Origin of the sequence: Ornithinibacillus proteolyticus, from assembly GCF_039581225.1 — a bacterium.
GTDB classification, from domain to species: domain Bacteria; phylum Bacillota; class Bacilli; order Bacillales; family Amphibacillaceae; genus Ornithinibacillus; species Ornithinibacillus massiliensis.
The window spans coordinates 1-16,541 of the sequence record NZ_JBCPXV010000038.1 but is presented as its reverse complement, the minus strand read 5'-3'; the positions used below and the strand labels follow the sequence as shown (position 1 = coordinate 16,541).

19 protein-coding genes are annotated in these 16,541 nt (G+C 34.2%); 18 read left to right on the top strand and 1 reads right to left on the bottom strand.

Annotated features, from left to right (window positions below):
- Nucleotides 1-133: 133 nt before the first annotated feature.
- Nucleotides 134-448 carry a hypothetical protein gene (locus tag AAIB49_RS15295; RefSeq protein WP_343458530.1) on the bottom strand — a complete coding sequence of 105 codons (315 nt, stop codon included), beginning with the start codon at nt 446-448 and terminating at the stop codon, nt 134-136.
- A 108-nt stretch (nt 449-556) separates the two neighbouring features.
- Here AAIB49_RS15295 and AAIB49_RS15290 point away from each other — a divergent pair, with 108 nt between their 5' ends.
- From AAIB49_RS15290 to AAIB49_RS15205, 18 genes are all read left to right on the top strand, one after another.
- The gene (locus AAIB49_RS15290; RefSeq protein WP_186870037.1) at nt 557-1,030 is read left to right on the top strand and encodes a DinB family protein; all 474 of its coding nucleotides are present in this window, start codon (nt 557-559) and stop codon (nt 1,028-1,030) included.
- Between the two features lie 275 nt (nt 1,031-1,305).
- Entirely contained in the window at nt 1,306-1,683 is a 378-nt protein-coding gene (locus AAIB49_RS15285) for a CopG family transcriptional regulator (protein ID WP_343458529.1), read from the top strand.
- 9 nt (nt 1,684-1,692) lie between these two features.
- Nucleotides 1,693-2,454 carry a metallophosphoesterase family protein gene (locus AAIB49_RS15280; protein WP_343458528.1) on the top strand — a complete coding sequence of 254 codons (762 nt, stop codon included), beginning with the start codon at nt 1,693-1,695 and terminating at the stop codon, nt 2,452-2,454.
- A gap of 174 nt (nt 2,455-2,628) precedes the next feature.
- Entirely contained in the window at nt 2,629-3,294 is a 666-nt protein-coding gene (locus tag AAIB49_RS15275; RefSeq protein WP_339215738.1) for a glycerate kinase, read from the top strand.
- Between the two features lie 480 nt (nt 3,295-3,774).
- Nucleotides 3,775-4,515: a Flp pilus assembly protein CpaB gene (gene cpaB, locus AAIB49_RS15270; protein WP_339215736.1), complete on the top strand. Its 741-nt coding sequence runs from the start codon at nt 3,775-3,777 to the stop codon at nt 4,513-4,515.
- 45 nt (nt 4,516-4,560) lie between these two features.
- Nucleotides 4,561-5,694 (top strand): CpaE/TadZ family protein, encoded by a 1,134-nt coding sequence (locus tag AAIB49_RS15265; protein ID WP_339215734.1) that lies wholly within the window; start codon nt 4,561-4,563, stop codon nt 5,692-5,694.
- A 41-nt stretch (nt 5,695-5,735) separates the two neighbouring features.
- Entirely contained in the window at nt 5,736-7,103 is a 1,368-nt protein-coding gene (locus AAIB49_RS15260; RefSeq protein WP_339215732.1) for a TadA family conjugal transfer-associated ATPase, read from the top strand.
- The gene (locus AAIB49_RS15255) at nt 7,075-8,004 is read left to right on the top strand and encodes a type II secretion system F family protein (protein ID WP_339215731.1); all 930 of its coding nucleotides are present in this window, start codon (nt 7,075-7,077) and stop codon (nt 8,002-8,004) included. Before AAIB49_RS15260 ends, AAIB49_RS15255 begins: the two co-directional genes overlap by 29 nt.
- A 3-nt stretch (nt 8,005-8,007) precedes the next feature.
- Complete coding sequence (locus AAIB49_RS15250; RefSeq protein ID WP_339215730.1) at nt 8,008-8,943, top strand: type II secretion system F family protein; 936 nt, start codon at nt 8,008-8,010, stop codon at nt 8,941-8,943.
- A 19-nt stretch (nt 8,944-8,962) separates the two neighbouring features.
- Nucleotides 8,963-9,181 carry a hypothetical protein gene (locus AAIB49_RS15245; RefSeq protein WP_339215729.1) on the top strand — a complete coding sequence of 73 codons (219 nt, stop codon included), beginning with the start codon at nt 8,963-8,965 and terminating at the stop codon, nt 9,179-9,181.
- A gap of 72 nt (nt 9,182-9,253) precedes the next feature.
- Nucleotides 9,254-10,663: a VWA domain-containing protein gene (locus AAIB49_RS15240; protein ID WP_339215728.1), complete on the top strand. Its 1,410-nt coding sequence runs from the start codon at nt 9,254-9,256 to the stop codon at nt 10,661-10,663.
- Between the two features lie 39 nt (nt 10,664-10,702).
- Nucleotides 10,703-12,160: a hypothetical protein gene (locus tag AAIB49_RS15235; protein WP_339215727.1), complete on the top strand. Its 1,458-nt coding sequence runs from the start codon at nt 10,703-10,705 to the stop codon at nt 12,158-12,160.
- Nucleotides 12,161-12,230: 70 nt separating this feature from the next.
- Nucleotides 12,231-13,058, top strand: a complete 828-nt coding sequence (locus tag AAIB49_RS15230; RefSeq protein ID WP_339215725.1) for a hypothetical protein — start codon at nt 12,231-12,233, stop codon at nt 13,056-13,058.
- 53 nt (nt 13,059-13,111) lie between these two features.
- Nucleotides 13,112-13,615 carry a hypothetical protein gene (locus tag AAIB49_RS15225; RefSeq protein ID WP_339215724.1) on the top strand — a complete coding sequence of 168 codons (504 nt, stop codon included), beginning with the start codon at nt 13,112-13,114 and terminating at the stop codon, nt 13,613-13,615.
- Nucleotides 13,616-13,640: 25 nt separating this feature from the next.
- Nucleotides 13,641-14,042, top strand: a complete 402-nt coding sequence (locus tag AAIB49_RS15220; protein ID WP_339215723.1) for a TadE family protein — start codon at nt 13,641-13,643, stop codon at nt 14,040-14,042.
- The gene (locus AAIB49_RS15215; protein WP_343458527.1) at nt 14,039-14,803 is read left to right on the top strand and encodes a pilus assembly protein TadG-related protein; all 765 of its coding nucleotides are present in this window, start codon (nt 14,039-14,041) and stop codon (nt 14,801-14,803) included. Before AAIB49_RS15220 ends, AAIB49_RS15215 begins: the two co-directional genes overlap by 4 nt.
- Before the next feature lie 31 nt (nt 14,804-14,834).
- Nucleotides 14,835-15,548 carry a hypothetical protein gene (locus tag AAIB49_RS15210; protein ID WP_339215721.1) on the top strand — a complete coding sequence of 238 codons (714 nt, stop codon included), beginning with the start codon at nt 14,835-14,837 and terminating at the stop codon, nt 15,546-15,548.
- Nucleotides 15,549-15,876: 328 nt separating this feature from the next.
- The gene (locus AAIB49_RS15205) at nt 15,877-16,434 is read left to right on the top strand and encodes a hypothetical protein (protein ID WP_343458526.1); all 558 of its coding nucleotides are present in this window, start codon (nt 15,877-15,879) and stop codon (nt 16,432-16,434) included.
- Nucleotides 16,435-16,541 lie beyond the last annotated feature (107 nt).

Here is a 16,541-nt window from a genome sequence, read left to right as displayed (position 1 = left end):
ATGTTTCAAGGTAGAATAATACAAAGGTTGTTAGGAAAAGTAAGCTAGTGTTTTTGATAATTAATGTAATTGTAGATAAACATTAAATAGCTTATCAAATAACAAACAAGGACCGGGCTAATCACCCGGTCTATTAATCTTTATCATATTGTAAGTACTGGTAGTTATCAGTTGGAATACGACTTATTATATTACCTTCAGTATCTTTATGAACTTCGTATTCACGGTAAGTCTCTATTATTTTTCCATTCCTTTCATTCATATCTTCAAGCATAAATTCAAATGAACTTGAGGCACTACGTTCAGTAGGCTGTGTATCTGCATCTACTGATTCATCTTCTTGCATTTCATAATAGATGGTTTGTTCATTAGAAGTTGGCGGAGAATCTAATATTGCAGCCAATATAATGACCATTAGGGCACCGAATAAAGCTAACTTTGTTTTCATAATGAAACTCCTTTCTTGAAACTCTGTTATATTTATATGCATGTCCCATGTAATTAATCGTAAAAAACGTTAAAATAATTGTGTATGTATTTGAAAGGAGTGGAAATGATGTATCGAACAAAAGAAGATTTTCTGCTTGATTGGGATCAAGCAGTCAATGGAACTGTGAACGTTCTTGAAGCACTAACAGATGATAAGTTAAATCAAGCAATTGTGGAGGGCCATAATACGTTAGGTTGGTTAGGCTGGCATCTTGCAACAGCTCTTGGGTTTTTCGGTGGACAAATTGGATTACAAGTTGAGCCAGTAGGGGGACCAAATGATGTCCCAACAACTGCAGCAGAAATCGTAACTGCCTATAAAAAGTCAGCAGCAGATGTTAAAGAAAGTGTAGCGGCTTTAACGGATGAACAATTACTTGAAACAGTTGAGAGCTTTGGAAGTCAAGTTCCTAGAGGAGCATTATTGCGTTCCATGATTGATCATCAAACACATCACCGTGGTCAAATGACTGTACTCTTGAGACAAGCTGGATTGAAAGTGCCTGGTGTAATGGGGCCTACAAAAGAAGATCAAGCGTAATATAAGAAAGAGCAAAATCTTTATAAAATAGGGTTTTGCTCTTTTTGCTTTTGAAATTATGTATTAAAACTGAAGACACATCATACTTGAATTAAAATATAGAAAAAGATGAGGTTAATAATAGGATGAAAATCGTCGAGGGCGCATGCTACGGCGTTGAAAGAAATGATGTGTGTTTAAAGTTTTTATAAAAATCTAATTATTTTACTCGTCTGTATAGATGGGTAAGGGAGTGCGTGGTATACTTATAAAAACAAATTCTAGGAGTGGTGAAATTGGCTGATACTGAAAAAGTGACCGTCAATTTAAATGTAGTGGACCTTGGGAAGATTGACTTACTAGTGGAACAAGGATTTTATTCTAACAGGACGGATTTCATTAAAAGCGCTGTTCGCAATCAGATATCTGAACATGCTGAAGAGGTAAATAAATTGACATCTGATAAGGTATTAGGTGCCCTCTATTATTCACGTAAAGATTTAGAAGAAGTAGTTGCCAAAGGAAAAGTACTTGATATAAAAGTGATTGGCATGTTAGCTTTTGCAGATGACGTAGATGAGGATTTAGTTCGGAAGTCTATTAGATCACTAAAAGTTTTGGGAGTATTACGAGCATCGAAGGAAGTCCGCAAAGCATTAGATAGGATAAAGTAGGGGGATAAAATGGGAGAGAAGTTTGCTATTATAACAGATATCCACGGAAATAGTGCAGCACTGAAGGCGGTATTAGAAGATATTAAAAGAGACAAAGATATTGGCCAGATTTACTGTTTAGGGGATATGATTGCCATTGGGCATGAGACGAATCAGGTGTTGGAGCAATTATTTTCTGAGAAAAATATTTCTTTTGTGATGGGAAATCATGAACAATCTGTTCTTAATATCATTTTAGGTAAACCTTCACATAGTCAAGGAATTGTCCAAATGCACCACGAATGGATTGCCAAAAATCTCGATGAAGCGTATGTGGAACGCTTAGCAAATATTCCGAAGCAAATAACAACAGAAATCGCTGGTAAGAAGGTATTGTTTTTACACTACCATTTAGATCGTAATAATCGGTTCTTACCATTGGATACGGATCCTACAGTTTCTAGCTTGGAGAAAATCTATGAAAATACAGATGTTGACCTTGTATGTTTTGGGCATCATCATACGATCCATCATTTTAGCTCGAAAAGTAGGATGTATTTAAAACCAGGTCCACTTGGGTGTAGTCATAAGCCCTTAGCACCGTACGGAACGATAGAAATAGGAGAAAATGGTCAAGTGAATGTTCACATCAAGGAAGTTCCCTATGATAATCGAGCATTTCTTAAGTCGATTTTTGAAACTAAGTATCTGGCTTATGAGACTGTATTAGAAGTCTTTCATGGTAATCAACATATTCATTTAGTTGAAAATGAGGAAGTTAATAGTAAGTAGTTAGAGTGGTAGAAATGCATATAGCATACTGCTTTTACGAGGAATTTCTGAGCTATTCAAAAAAGAATCATTAATCTAATAAACGTGGATTTTGCTTACTATTTAATAAAAGTAAATATATAGTAGATAAAGAAGCAAATTAAGAAAAGAAGGTTGGGTTAAAGGAGTTGAAAAATGAATATTGTAGTTGCACCAGACTCCTATAAAGCCTCGGTAGATTTATCCAATTTAAACCAACAGGTTAGGAATGTGTCTATAAAAGTTGCAAGTGACGTTGATAATCCCTTATTGGGGGAACGTGGGGCTACTTTTGTATATGGTCCACAGAAAGGGTTAACTGAAGACCGATTAGAATATTATGATACGTCTGTGAAAAGATTCTCCAATTTAATTGAAAAGGCGATTGGGAAATCGTATAGTGATGCGTCTGGAGCAGGTGCTTCTGGCGGATTAGGTTTTGCATTTTTGTCCATAGGTGGTGAACTAGTTTCTGGTGCAAGGCTAGTAGCAGAAACTATGCAAGTAGAGGATGCTATTGCTAAAGCAGATCTCGTAATCACAGGTGAAGGCCAAAGTGATGAACAAACATTATACGGTAAAGCACCTGGATATATAGCTTCTGTAACTAAAAAGTATAACATACCTGTTATTTTAGTATCAGGAGGATTGAGTGGGGATATTGAAAAGCTTTGCTATGATTTTTCAGCATGTTTTTCGATTGGCAATAAACCTTTAACAATAGCAGAATCAATCCATATGGCAGATCAACTTCTATACGAGCAGATAAGACAAATTATGAAATTAATTAAGTCTTTAAAAAAGCTTCCTTCAGGCCTATAAAAGCCTGAAGGAAGCTTTTTGTCTATGAAGTTAATTACGTAAACTCCCATAGATTATTTAGGTTGAACTTTCCCGAAAGGTTTTAATAAATACTTCATACGGTTTTATCTCTTCCATACAATACATATAATCACTACTTTAATAAATCTATAATAAGTTTGAATCTGATCAGTATTACAATTGGATTATTTTTGTAAAAGGTTTATTAAGTTTTATGAAAATGATTAAAATGTCCCAAAAAAATATTTTATTTGGCAAAAACCATTAAAATTCGACAAAAATATGAGACGAAACTACTAGTCATATATTTTATGAAAACAATATTTATAGATATAGGAAAAAAGTACGGTAATCATATAGTACTAACCAACAACGGAATTGGAAATTTGTGGAATTGACATTTGAAACCTATATGTAATTATTTATGTATATATTATCCAAAGATAAAATTTTACATAACAAGAAATGAGGTATTAGAGGTTGTTAGAGTCTAAGCGTAGAGCAATTATATTTTTTGTTATAGCAATTTTACTGGCAGCTTTATCTGGTTATTTTGTTTTGCAAAAAGTCAAAGAACTTAATGAGGATTTAGGAGAGATGGTTAGTATCTATGTTGCAAATGGAGATATCTATTCAAGGGCAATTATTACTCCAAATGACGTAACTACTACAGAGATACCTGCCAAGTTTGAACGAAGTGAATATATAACTAGTGAAGAGGAATTTATTAATTCGGTTTCATTAGTTCCTCTTTCTAAAGGACAAATAATCACGAAGAATATGCTGAAAGAGGCATCAGCTGTTACAGAAGAAGATAATCGTTTAATAAGTATTCTGCAGTCAGAGAGAGTTTATTTTGATGAAAGATTATCTGATATGGACCGAGTGGATATTATTGTTTCGAGAGAAGTAGATGGAGAAAAAGTAACTGAGGTTTTCATGACTGATTTAAAGGTAGCTCGAATTGCAACCGCGGGAGAAAAGTCTGAGTTTAATGGCGTACAAGTAGAAGTGGATTTTGATGATGTAACAGATCTTATTCACATGCTTCATTATGCAGAAACGGTACGTGTTATCCGGGCTAATGTAGGCCAAATGCCTGAACATGGTAATCCGTCAGTTGAATCTGATGCTAGTGAAGAAGAAGCCGAACAGCTTGAAAATGAAATGGAGCAGAAAGTAGATAACCCCGATGAGAATAATTCGAAGAGTGAAGAATGATTTCCATTATTATCTCATGATGATGCTATTTATTGGAGGATTTACATGAAAAGAATAAATGAAATTTACATAATAGGAGATAATGAAGAACTATTTTCTTCAGTAGTTAGTCAATTAGGGCAAGAGTTTAATATTCAAAAATTAGATATTGAAGAAATTAAGAAGTTTTCAGTTCAAATTGTTCTAATGTTAAGAACAGAAAAAAATTCTCCTTTGGATGTAGCTCAAACTATATTATCTCACTATCCAGGAGCATTTGTAATTTATGTCAGTGATATTCAAAATTTTGAATTACTCCGCGATTTAAATCGAGTTGGGGTTATGGAGTATTTAATTTTACCTGAAGAAGAGTGGTTACTAGAAGACAGGATTCGAGAAATAACTGAGTCAAAGTTATTTAATAGTGATTCAATCCCTACAGATGGTTTTAAGCGTGGAAGTGGAAAAGTATTTACCTTCTATAGTGGCAAAGGTGGAGCGGGTAAATCTCTATTAAGTACGGCGTTCGCACAAACGTTGAAAATTGAGTCAACTGCAAAAGTTCTTTTTATTGATTTAAATCTTCAATATGGTGGTGCCGAGACTTTCTTAGGTATAGATAGTAACCGGTCATTAATTGACTTGTTTCCTGTAATACAAGAATTAAATGAATATCATATTAGAAATGTTGCAGAGAAAGAACCGCATTCAGGACTTGAAGTATTAGTAAGCCCTCGTGATGCTGCTATAGCTGAACGTATTGACGAAGACTTTGTTTTAAGGTTAATTCGAGCTAGTAGACGCAGTTATGATTTTATTATTATTGATGTGCCTACGTGGATGGACGAAAGAGTTTATACCGCTATCGAGGAGTCTGAAAAAATTTATTACGTGATGAGTTACGATACTGTCGCTATACGTGTACTAAAGAGTGTTGAAGATCTATTACAACAACTAGGACTAGTTACAAAAGAGAAAGTAGAGTTACTAATTAATTTCTCAGGAAAAGATAACGAGTTAAACCAGAAGGATATAGAACGTTTTATCAGTTATCCAGTAGCAGCTAAGGTTAGAAGAGACTTAAAAGGTGTTCAGTCGTTTGTAAACCAAGGGCTGCCTCTAAGGAAGGAGCTTAAAGACAAAAAGTTACCGATAATTGCAAAAGATGTACAGAAGTGGGTTAAATCTATGCTAAAGTAACACAATTCACAAACTAGTTAGGACTAATAAGGGGTGAGTGTGTGGCTCTATTCCAAAAGAATAACCGTAATAACCATGATGTTCAACAGAAGGAATTCAATGTAAATAATACTTATATAGATGAATTAGTAGAACATTACAAAACAAGACTTTTAACAGAGGTAAACTTAGAACAAATTACAACTCTGGAAGAAAGAGAAAAGAAACTTAAAATAGAACGTTATATCAATCAATTCATGACCGAAGAAAAAGTAGTTATCCCTAGAAATGAGAAAGAGGTACTACTTTCTAAACTTATTGATGAAAGTGTTGGATTTGGTCCTTTAGAGCCTTTATTACAGGATGATGATATTACTGAAATACTTGTCAATGGTCCTCAAGAAATATACATCGAAAAAAAAGGGAAGCTTGAACAAGTTAATATCTCTTTTAAAGATGAGGCGCATGTAAGGCATATTGTTGATCGGGTAGTAGCACCACTAGGGAGACGTATTGATGAAAGTTCACCAATGGTGGATGCTAGATTACCAGATGGTAGTCGTGTCAATGCTGTTATTTCTCCAATAAGTTTAGGTGGGACATTAATTTCAATTCGTAAATTTCGCAAGACTCCTTTCGAAATGAGAGACCTTAGAAACTATGGAACCTTTACTAGTGATATGGAGCAATTTTTACAAGCGTTAGTAAAAACAAAGCAAAACATTTTAATATCTGGTGGTACAGGGAGTGGTAAAACAACCCTTCTAAATGCTTTGGCTAAAGAAATACCGTATGGTGAACGTATTATAACCATTGAGGATTCAGCTGAATTACGATTAGATCGTAAAAATGCAGTCGGATTAGAGGCAAGACCACCAAATGTAGAAGGAACAGGTGAAATATCCATTAGACAATTAGTGAAGAATGCGTTGCGTATGCGACCAGACAGAATTATTGTGGGTGAGGTTCGTGGTGCAGAAGCATTTGACATGTTACAAGCAATGAACACTGGACATGAAGGATCACTAACGACTGTCCATTCCAATACACCAGCTGATGCTATAAACCGTGTTGAAGGAATGGTTGTCATGGCTGGTATGGATTTACCAACTCATATCATCCGCGAATATATAGTTGGAGCAATAGACTACATTGTTCAAGTTCAACGTTTAACCGATGGAACAAGAAAACTATTGAACATAGCCGAAGTATCTGTCAACAAACAAAATAGAATTGAAGTGAAAGATATATTCTTTTTCAAGAGAACTGGAGTCGATGATGAAGGGGGTATCCATGGATATTTCACTCCAACCGGTGTAATCCCCAAATGTTTAAATCATCTTGAAGTTTTTGGATTTAATTTTGATCGATCGTTTTTTGAGCCTAAAGGGGAGATTACAGATGGACTTAACCGTATCTATACTTTATAGTTTCGCAGTGCTTTTCGTACTAATTGGATTTTATTACTATCTTGGTTATCGAAGCCAAAAAAAAGAATGGAATCTTAAGGTTAAGAAGTGGTTCCCAGAGGAAGATAGAAAAAGTTTTATAAGTAAAATAGGAGAGAAATTTGATAATAGAGAAAGTACTAAAGGGCTAAAGAATAAGTTGCAAAATGCAAATTTGAAACTCCTCCCTTCAGAATATATTGGGGTGTTAGTGGTAGGTGCTTTAATTATATTTGTTCTTACAAATATGATATTTAAAATGCCACTTCGGTTTAGCCTTATCTTATCTGTAGGACTTATGATTGTGACTCATTTTCTATTGTTTGTTATCCGTAAAAACAATTATGAAAATCGATTTAATGAACAACTATCAGAGGTTTGTAGGTTACTAGCGAATGCAGCACGTTCTGGACTAACTATCAATCAAGGTATTGAAATCGTTTCTAGAGAGGTTACCGGCCCTGCCGGAGAAGAGTTTAGAAGGATAGCTAATGAATTGAAATTAGGAGTCCCGTTAGAATCGGCTTTTAGGTCAATTCAAAAAAGAAATAAATCTAGAGATTTTAATTTATTCATAGCAACTTTATTAATCCAAAAGAAAACAGGTGGGAATTTAGCTGTGACATTAGAGACTATGGCCAACACGTTTGAGGATCGTAAGATATTGTCTCAAACGATTAAAACAATGACAGCTGAACAAAAATACATTTCATTTATAGTACCAGTATTACCTATATTTCTTTTGCTAGTCATGAATAATGTCATAGATGGGTTTATCGAGCCGTTATTTTCTGGTTTTGGTGTGATTATTCTGATTTTATTCTTAAGTGCTATCATCTTATCTTTTTTAATTATTCGAAAAATAACGGATATAAAGGTGTAGCTTATGGATGCATTAATTATTTTATCAATTATCGGATTTTGGTTTAGTGTCGTACTATTTTTAAAGCACTACTGGACGTTCCTACAAGAGAAGAAAAAAAGACTAGATCATCTTTCAGATGTAACGAAAATAGATATCTTTGAAAAAAAAGAGAAGAAGAAGAATAGAAGAGCAGATTTATTTGTAAAAATGACAAAGTACGCAGATGACTTTTCAGAGCTAGGACAGCGAGTGAACTTTTTTAGTGAGAATCACAACGTTGAAGAGTGGTTAAGAAAATCAGGTAACCCACTTAAACTAACTGTACAGCGATTTCAAGGATTAAAGATTTTATTATTTCTTGTAGGACTTTTAGTTGGTATTTTAACACTTATCATTGGATTTCCCTTTTCTCAATATTTTTTGGCGTTTTCTCCTATATTAGGATATTTCCTACCAATTATTCTAGTTAGAAGGGAAGCAAAAAAACGTCAAGAACTTATTAGAAAGGAACTGCCGGACTTCTTAGATACAGTAAGTACTAGTGTTCAGGCAGGAGTAAGCTTAGATCATGCTTTACGGGAGGTGATAAGACACTTCGAAGGTCCAATTCGTGAAGAATTTTCACGGTTTAATAACGAAATAGACCTTGGGGTGCCAAGAGAAAGAGCGTATCGAGAATTGTTAAGACGTAATGATAATCCTGAATTTCAATCCTTAATTAAAGCATTAATTCAAGGTATGAGTTTAGGAGTGCCAATTGCTACAACATTTAGAATACAAGCTGAAGATATGAGGCAGATTCGTCAAGAAAAGGTAAAGGAGTTAGCTGCGAAAGCTTCTCCAAAAGTAACACTCGTTACAACTTTTTTAATTGCCCCAGTATCCATATTGATGATTGCCGGATTAATGATCATGAATATGTTAATGGGTGACAATAGTTTATTTTCAATTTTTTAATAACTAAGGAGGAAGAAAAATGAAAAAATTAAATGGATTTTTTATTAAGTCAATGAACAAGATTAATGAATGGAAAGAGGAAGAAAAAGGATCACAAACCTTAGAATGGCTAGGGATAGCTGCAGTAGTAGTTATTGTAGTGGGAGTAATTTCGCAAGCGTTTAGTGGAGATAGTGGTATCGGTGATACTGTTAAAGAAAAGTTTTCCGACTTTATTGATACTATTGGTGGAAACTAATTTATTTTTACAATAGATAATTTTTTTATTAGTTATAGGAATTAGTAATCATGTTTAATTAGGAGAATTCATATGAAACGTAATTCTTTAGTAATCCTAACGCTTCTAGTAACACTTATAATGGCTACAGGTTGTAATAAGGATAATAAAGATGAACAGGAAGATGTAAAACCAATAGAGCCTCCGGAAACTGACAATCAGGAGACTACGGTCGTTGAAGAAGAGGATAGCGATCAAGAAAATGAAACTGACTCTCAAGAACTTCTATCCAATTTGGATGAGGTGCCTCGTACTGTTTCAGATATAATTCATCAAAAAGCAGGGAAATATGCAGGAATGGATGTACGAGATGAGAGTGTAGTTGATCAAGTTCTTGAAGACTTAAATATATTAGATCCTCTTCCAGAAGATGCATCTGAGGATCAATTGAATGATTATTTTAAATATATATATGCCCTAGTTGCAGAAGATTTCCCGGATCCAAAAGATACTATAAAAAAATGGGAATTCGGATCATTTGGAGATCCTGACTTACCTGATTCACGTTTTCATTTTAAAGAAAATTATAATGTGGAAGTATTGCTTGATGGTAGTGGAAGCATGGGAGCATATATAGGTAATAAAACGATGATGCAGATAGCCAAGGAAACGATAAATGAGTTCATGAAACAAGTCCCAGGTGAAGCTAATGTCTCTCTTCGTGTCTACGGACATAAGGGAACAGGTTCAAATAGTGATAAGGAACTTTCATGTAGTACAATTGAGCAGGTTTATGGGTATGCTCCATACGAAGAAACAGCATTTCAAAAAGAACTTGATGAAATAGAGCCTGCAGGGTGGACACCACTTGCAGATGCATTAAAACAAGCCGAAGAATCATTATCGCAGTTCGATACGGAAAATAATACGAATCTTATATACGTAGTAAGTGATGGAGTCGAAACTTGTGATGGAGATCCAGTTGCAGTTGCAAAGTCACTTTCGGATTCGAACGCGAAACCGATTATAAATATTATAGGCTTTAATGTTGATAATCAAGCCCAAGCTCAATTAAAGGCAATGGCAGACATTTCTGGAGGAATATTCTCGACTGCTAATGATCAAAGTGAACTAGAGGAAGAATTTAAACGAGCGGAAGAGGTTCTAAAAGCCTGGGAACGCTGGAAAAAAGAGGCCCTCAGAGATGTGAACGCAATTCGGGTAGAGAACAATTTTGACATATTAAAAATTGGTAACGAATGGGGACATAAGGAAACAAGACAGTCGAATAATATTGCCAGAGCTGCGCGATTATTAAAAAATGAAGAAATTATTACTTTAGACCAAATGAATTATTTGCGCAGTATCAGAGATGATGTTCGAAAAATAATTAGAGAAGGTCAAGATGAAGTGAAAAATGAATTAAAAGATATAAGCACTGAAAGAATAGAAGAACTAAAAAAATCAATTGACGAAAAGTATAATGAAGGAACAGAAGATTAATTTAGTCTATGGACTAAAGAATGAATGGGGGTGATATCATTGTCCCGATTGTATAAAAAATTCTTTGCCTTATTAGGAATTATTATTATTACGTTCCTACCGGTTATGACCCCGACAGCCTATGCAATTAGTTCCTGGTCCGGAGATCCTTGGGAAGGAAGTCCGTGGAGTGGAGATTCTTGGGATGGTAGTAGTTTAGATTGGTCAGGAAACTCCTGGAATGGTAATAGTTGGAATGGAGATAGCTGGAACCAGTCTGACTGGAATGGTAATAGCTGGACAACACAATCGTGGAGCCAAAATAGCTGGGATTCACCAGGCTTCAACGGTAATTCTTGGACTAACCAGGGATGGGATGGTTCATCATTTCAAGGAAATTCCTGGACTAATTCAGGTTGGAGCAATTCAAGCTTTCAAGGAAACCCATGGTCAAACTCGAGCTGGAGTATGTATGGTTTTAATGGAAATCCATGGTTGAATTCTGGTTGGGCAGGTAATAACTTTAATGGCACTCCATGGGGAGAGACTGGTTGGAACCAAAATGGTATACAAGGAAATCCATGGTCGAATAATGGCTGGAACCAGAACGGTATACAAGGGAATCCTTGGCTAAATAATGGTTTTATTTCGGATCCTTTTCGAGGCAATGAAACCAATTCTGATACTACTAGTGGTCCACAAGCGCCCAATAATCCAGTAAATTTAAATACACCTTTTTATGATACGGATGATTTTAAAAATACTAAATTTGTTTGGGATTATATGGTGAATGCTGCAGTTGACATGGATAAAAACTTCCCAAACGGTCCCAGCACAAGTTTCTTAACAGGGGCATTAATTGATAGTATAAAGTTTAACCTAGGGGATCATATTGCGGTTGATCTTTATGATATTGGTGATAAATCTAAGTCTGTCTATGATAGCTATAATACATTAGATGGATTAAGGCAATCTGTATTTAATATAAATACAGTAGCTAATACAGGTAATGCTTATCACTATGCATCCGCCTCCAAACTTTCACAGTTTGGAAGTTTAATAAAAGACTCTGCAAGTACAGTTTTTAATAAGACGGATATTGCTAACATTTCTAGTACTTGGGGTTCCATGGGGGCAATATCGAAGCTTAATGTTATTGCTTCTGGAGTAAATGCTGGAATTTCAGCTTACAAAACAGGTGAAAGTGTTGGAAAAGCTATTAACACATGGCAGAATACTACAAATGGAGCTGAGCGAACAGTAGCAATTGCAGATATAGGGGCTAATCTTGGTGAGACCATAATGAGTGTAGGTGGTGTTACGGCTGCAATACCAGGAGGGCAGGCACTTGGAGCGGGTTTATTGGCTGTTGGTGGAGGATTGTTTGTAATATCAAAAGGAACACAACTTGTTACTAAAAATTGGGATAAGATAAGTAATTTTGGTAAGAAAACTGGTAAGGCAATTGCTGATGGCGCTAAGAAACTGGGAAGTACCATAAAAGGTTGGTTCTCTTAAATTCATGAGGTAACAGAATAGAGATTTGGGTCTATTCTGTTACCAAGAAAATATAATTAGGATGATTCAAATGAAGCAAATAGATGGAAATCAAATTCTTAAGTTAGGTAAGAAGCATAAAAAATGGAATGAGGACGTGACAATAGAAGGATTCCCGTATTTAATTAATAATAGTAGGTATTTTTTAGCAAATTATCTAGGGAAGCTCTCAAAAGATTTAAAGAATATAGCCATAATAACACCTGATACTATGCAAGAGGAAGATGCATTAAAGGCTATAAAGCCACTGGTTTATTTTTCTATAGCTTTTGATAGAGTAGAGAACAATACAAAAGGAAGAGCAGAGTTAGACTTCAGTGTATATGAGGAAATAAGAGACTATTTAAGGAATATTTTAAACTCAGGAGTATTAAAGACCGACTTATTAGCAATCTATGAACGTTCACTCAAGATAATAGAAAAGAATCTGCACTTACAACAAGAAATGTTAGCTTTGAGGGAGGAAGTTACTTCAATTGCTAAAAGAATACTAGCTAGAAGTTATTTTGTGGATAGTGAAATTGATGAAATTTTAAATATGGTGCCAGCTCCGGGATGGATTCAATATGAGCAATTATATGATAGTTATAAGTATAGACATGATTTTGATGTGGTATATGAAAACCAAAATAATGTAGAGTTAAAGCCTTTTTTTAATTTTCGAGATCCAAAGACTTTATATAATATGACTAGTAAGATTGCTGAACATCAACTAAGAAATTCTTTAGACAACTTAACAGATAGCATAGATATGTCTACATATTCTAAAGAGGAGTACTTTAATTATTGGACTACTAAGTTTAAAAAAGGTTTATCAGATCGTTATGTATATTTAAGTAATATAATTCGATATCCATGAAGGAAAATTCATGTGTAATTTATTTTATTTATCAATAATAAAGGAGTTATAGAATGATTAAAAGAATTCTATTAATAGTAATATTAGTGTTATTAACTTTTTTAGTAGCTTGTAATACCTCTCCAGAAGCTGAAGAATTAGCTGCTTACCATAATGATTATGTCGAGAATGTAAATAGCTTAGCTAGTCAGGTAGATATTGAAGTGCAAAAATCTTTCGCAACGGAAACTCCGGAAGAGACTTTAGATTTACAAACTAAAAATGTACTACCATTAATTTCTTCGATAAAAGAACATATTGAATCACAGAATCCAGAGTCTGAGGCAGTTAAAGAACTTCATAATCTCAGACTTAACCAATTATCAGCATGGGAAGAGGCGTTTAATTTACAATATCAAGCTCTTGAAAAAACTGTAAATGAGGAAGAAGAGGAAGAAGTAACTGAATTACTACAGCAATCTGATGAGAAGTTATTAGAAACAGCACAATATGGTCAAGAAGCAGATAATAAATTACGGGAATTAGCAGAGAAGTATAATGTTTCGTTAAACAATTGAAAGTTGTTTTTGGAGGATATGCCTTATGAAATGGCTTAAAAAGGTCAAGAAAAATGAAGATGGCAGTGCCACAATTGAATTTTTAGGTATTGTCCCTATAGCATTATTATTATTAGTTATCATTTGGCAATTTATTGTAGGGGTCAATGCAGTTGTAGTAGCGAAGTCTGCTGTTAATGAATATGCTCAAGTTTATTCTGTAACGAAAGAAATAGGTGAAGCACGTGATGCCGCTAGTAACATTATCAATTCTACAGGTGATTATGTTACTTTAAATAACTACACCAGGGAGCCACAAATCTTTGATAAAGAATTTACAGCGGAAATTGCAGTTAATATTAGATTAGTGTTTATACCAGATTTTTTTGGCGGGGCTGTACCAACTATTCCATATAATGTTTCAGCATATGGCAGGGTTATAGAATGAAAAGATTAATAGAGTTTAGTCGTGATGAACGAGGGAATATGGCCTTATTCGTATTAGGTATGTTAGGAATAATGATGGTGTTATTTGTCTTTGTAATCAATCTAAGTTCTGTTTTGGTAACTAAAGAGAAATCTAATACAACTGTATCTCAAGCAAGTTTAGCAGCAAGTAGTGCGTTCTATGAAGAAGTGCGTAATACGATCACGAGTTATTCTTATCCTCAGCCAACTCCACCAACACAACCAGATGATGATGCTGATGACGAGGCTTTTGATGAATATGAAGATAAGTTAGAAGATTATTATGAGAAATTGGAAGTTTATAAGTTCTTTTCGGAGTTTGAGGAAATAATAGAAGATAAAATGAGTAGTTTAACTGGCTTAAGTTATTATAATTGGTCGAATCAAGAAAAGAAATTGCAAGCTTTAGATTTAGTATTAGAGGAAGCTCTTACAAATGAAGGATTGCTGCAAGAGATAGTAGAAGAATTACTTGTAGGAAATAATGAAATTCATAATGCAACGATTCAAATGGCTATTTTAACTATCGAGAAAAATGGTGGGGTTCTTGACGGTGCAACCCTTAATATAGAAGACGATAGAATAATTATAAAGGCGGCTAATGAAACTACGGAAACTTCTTATGATAGTTTCATGTCAGGCATGACAGAGAAATTATATCAAGAATCTGCAGGACCAGTAATTGATTTTATATCCTTAATTTGGACAAAAAATACACCAGTCTATCTCGAGTATGAATAAACTATATTTTTTAAATTCAGAGGAGTAAATTATGGAAAATCCATTTAGATATACATGGGAAATTTATACAGGTCGTTTTGAAAGAATTTTACTTTTTATGCTTTTTACTACACTTCCCCTACTGCTTATACATTCTTTTTCTACGAATTATATTTATTTAATAACACCGAGTAATGATCCCGTATATTCCTTTGCAGATATATATTATGGATTACTTACAATTTTATTATTTATTTTTGCGCAAATTCCATATATACGATTTATCTATAACGAGTACCATGATAACGAAAAAAGCTTTCTTGATTCTATTTATCAATTAGTTGTCATTGGATTTACAGTATTTATATTCGCAACTATAGTATCCTTTGTAGCTATTATCGGCTTTTCTTTATTCGTCATTCCGGGTTTTGTAATATTAGCATTAACTTTACCTATACCATATATTAGTGTTTTTGATAAAAAATCGGTATGGAAAGCTTTCAAGGAAGGCATAAGGCTAGGTAAAAGACATTTTTGGAAAATTCTCCTGTTAATTGTCATATCAGGTGTACTTGAAATGGTGGTTGGTCTTTTTATTACGGCACAGGTATTTAATATTACGAATTCCTTTGCTGCACAATTAATCACTCAAATCGTATTAAACTTAGTTTATTATCCATTTATAGTGATGTTATTAAGTTCATGCATGATAAAGTGGCGCGAGGAACAAGAAGTACTTGAAACTAGTGAAGAAGAAGTTGCCTAAAAGAGTCAGAGAAAGGGATTTGGGATAGAGGACTAGTGACTTACATTATAGTGCACCAAATTATAGGGTGCTTTTTTTATGCAAACGGTGAACAAAAGGAAATTTAATAGCTAAATGTGAAAAAATAAGAAGGAGTGTCCTTCTGAAAAAAGTAGTTAAGTCTTATTTTACCTACAATTTCTTTATTCCTTTAATCATGTAGTGATACTAAAGATAGTAAGAAAAGAATTCTTGATAATGAAACAGATACGGATTTAAAAGAAAGTCCGACTTATGTTTTAGCTTAAAGTGCAGCTACAGCCATTAATAAAAACAGAGGTGTTCGCTAATGAAAAAGCTACTATTTATGTTGATGTTCATAATGTCAACTATGTTATTGCTAACAGCATGTAGTAATGAGGAATTAAATGATAATCAGCAAGATAATAACGAAACAAATGGTGATGCAAGTCCAGGTGATAAATCGTCGAATGGCCGTTTTAGTGTTGAGGTAGAAGACCAATTGGATTTAACTGTAGGTGATACGGGTGTGTTTCATACAACCCTAGGTAGATACGAAATGACGTTAAATAGTGCAAAGTTGCTAGGTACTGAATTTGAAGGAGAAGAAACATTACTAGATGAATTTATTTTACTAGAAATTACGATTAAAAATATAGGCGAAAATGAAATTCTTATTGAAGAGGTTATGCATTCAATGGGAGTTTCACATAAAAAGAAAGGTTCTAACTCATATGATGGAGCGGAGGATTTTGAGAGTATAGAAAAGTTTACTGGTAAACTGGCTCCGGGTGAAGAAAAAACAGGAGAGTTTATTACGGATGTTTATGCTGGTGATGAATATTATTTTAAAAAGGATAGCGGTAATATAGGAGCATTCCTGTAATGAAGAAATTTGAGGATTGAAACAAAAAGAGCCCTCTTGGTATCATACGAGGTGTCCAAAGCTTCGAAGCAAAAATGGACCCTTAATTTAAGTAACCAAGGAGGACT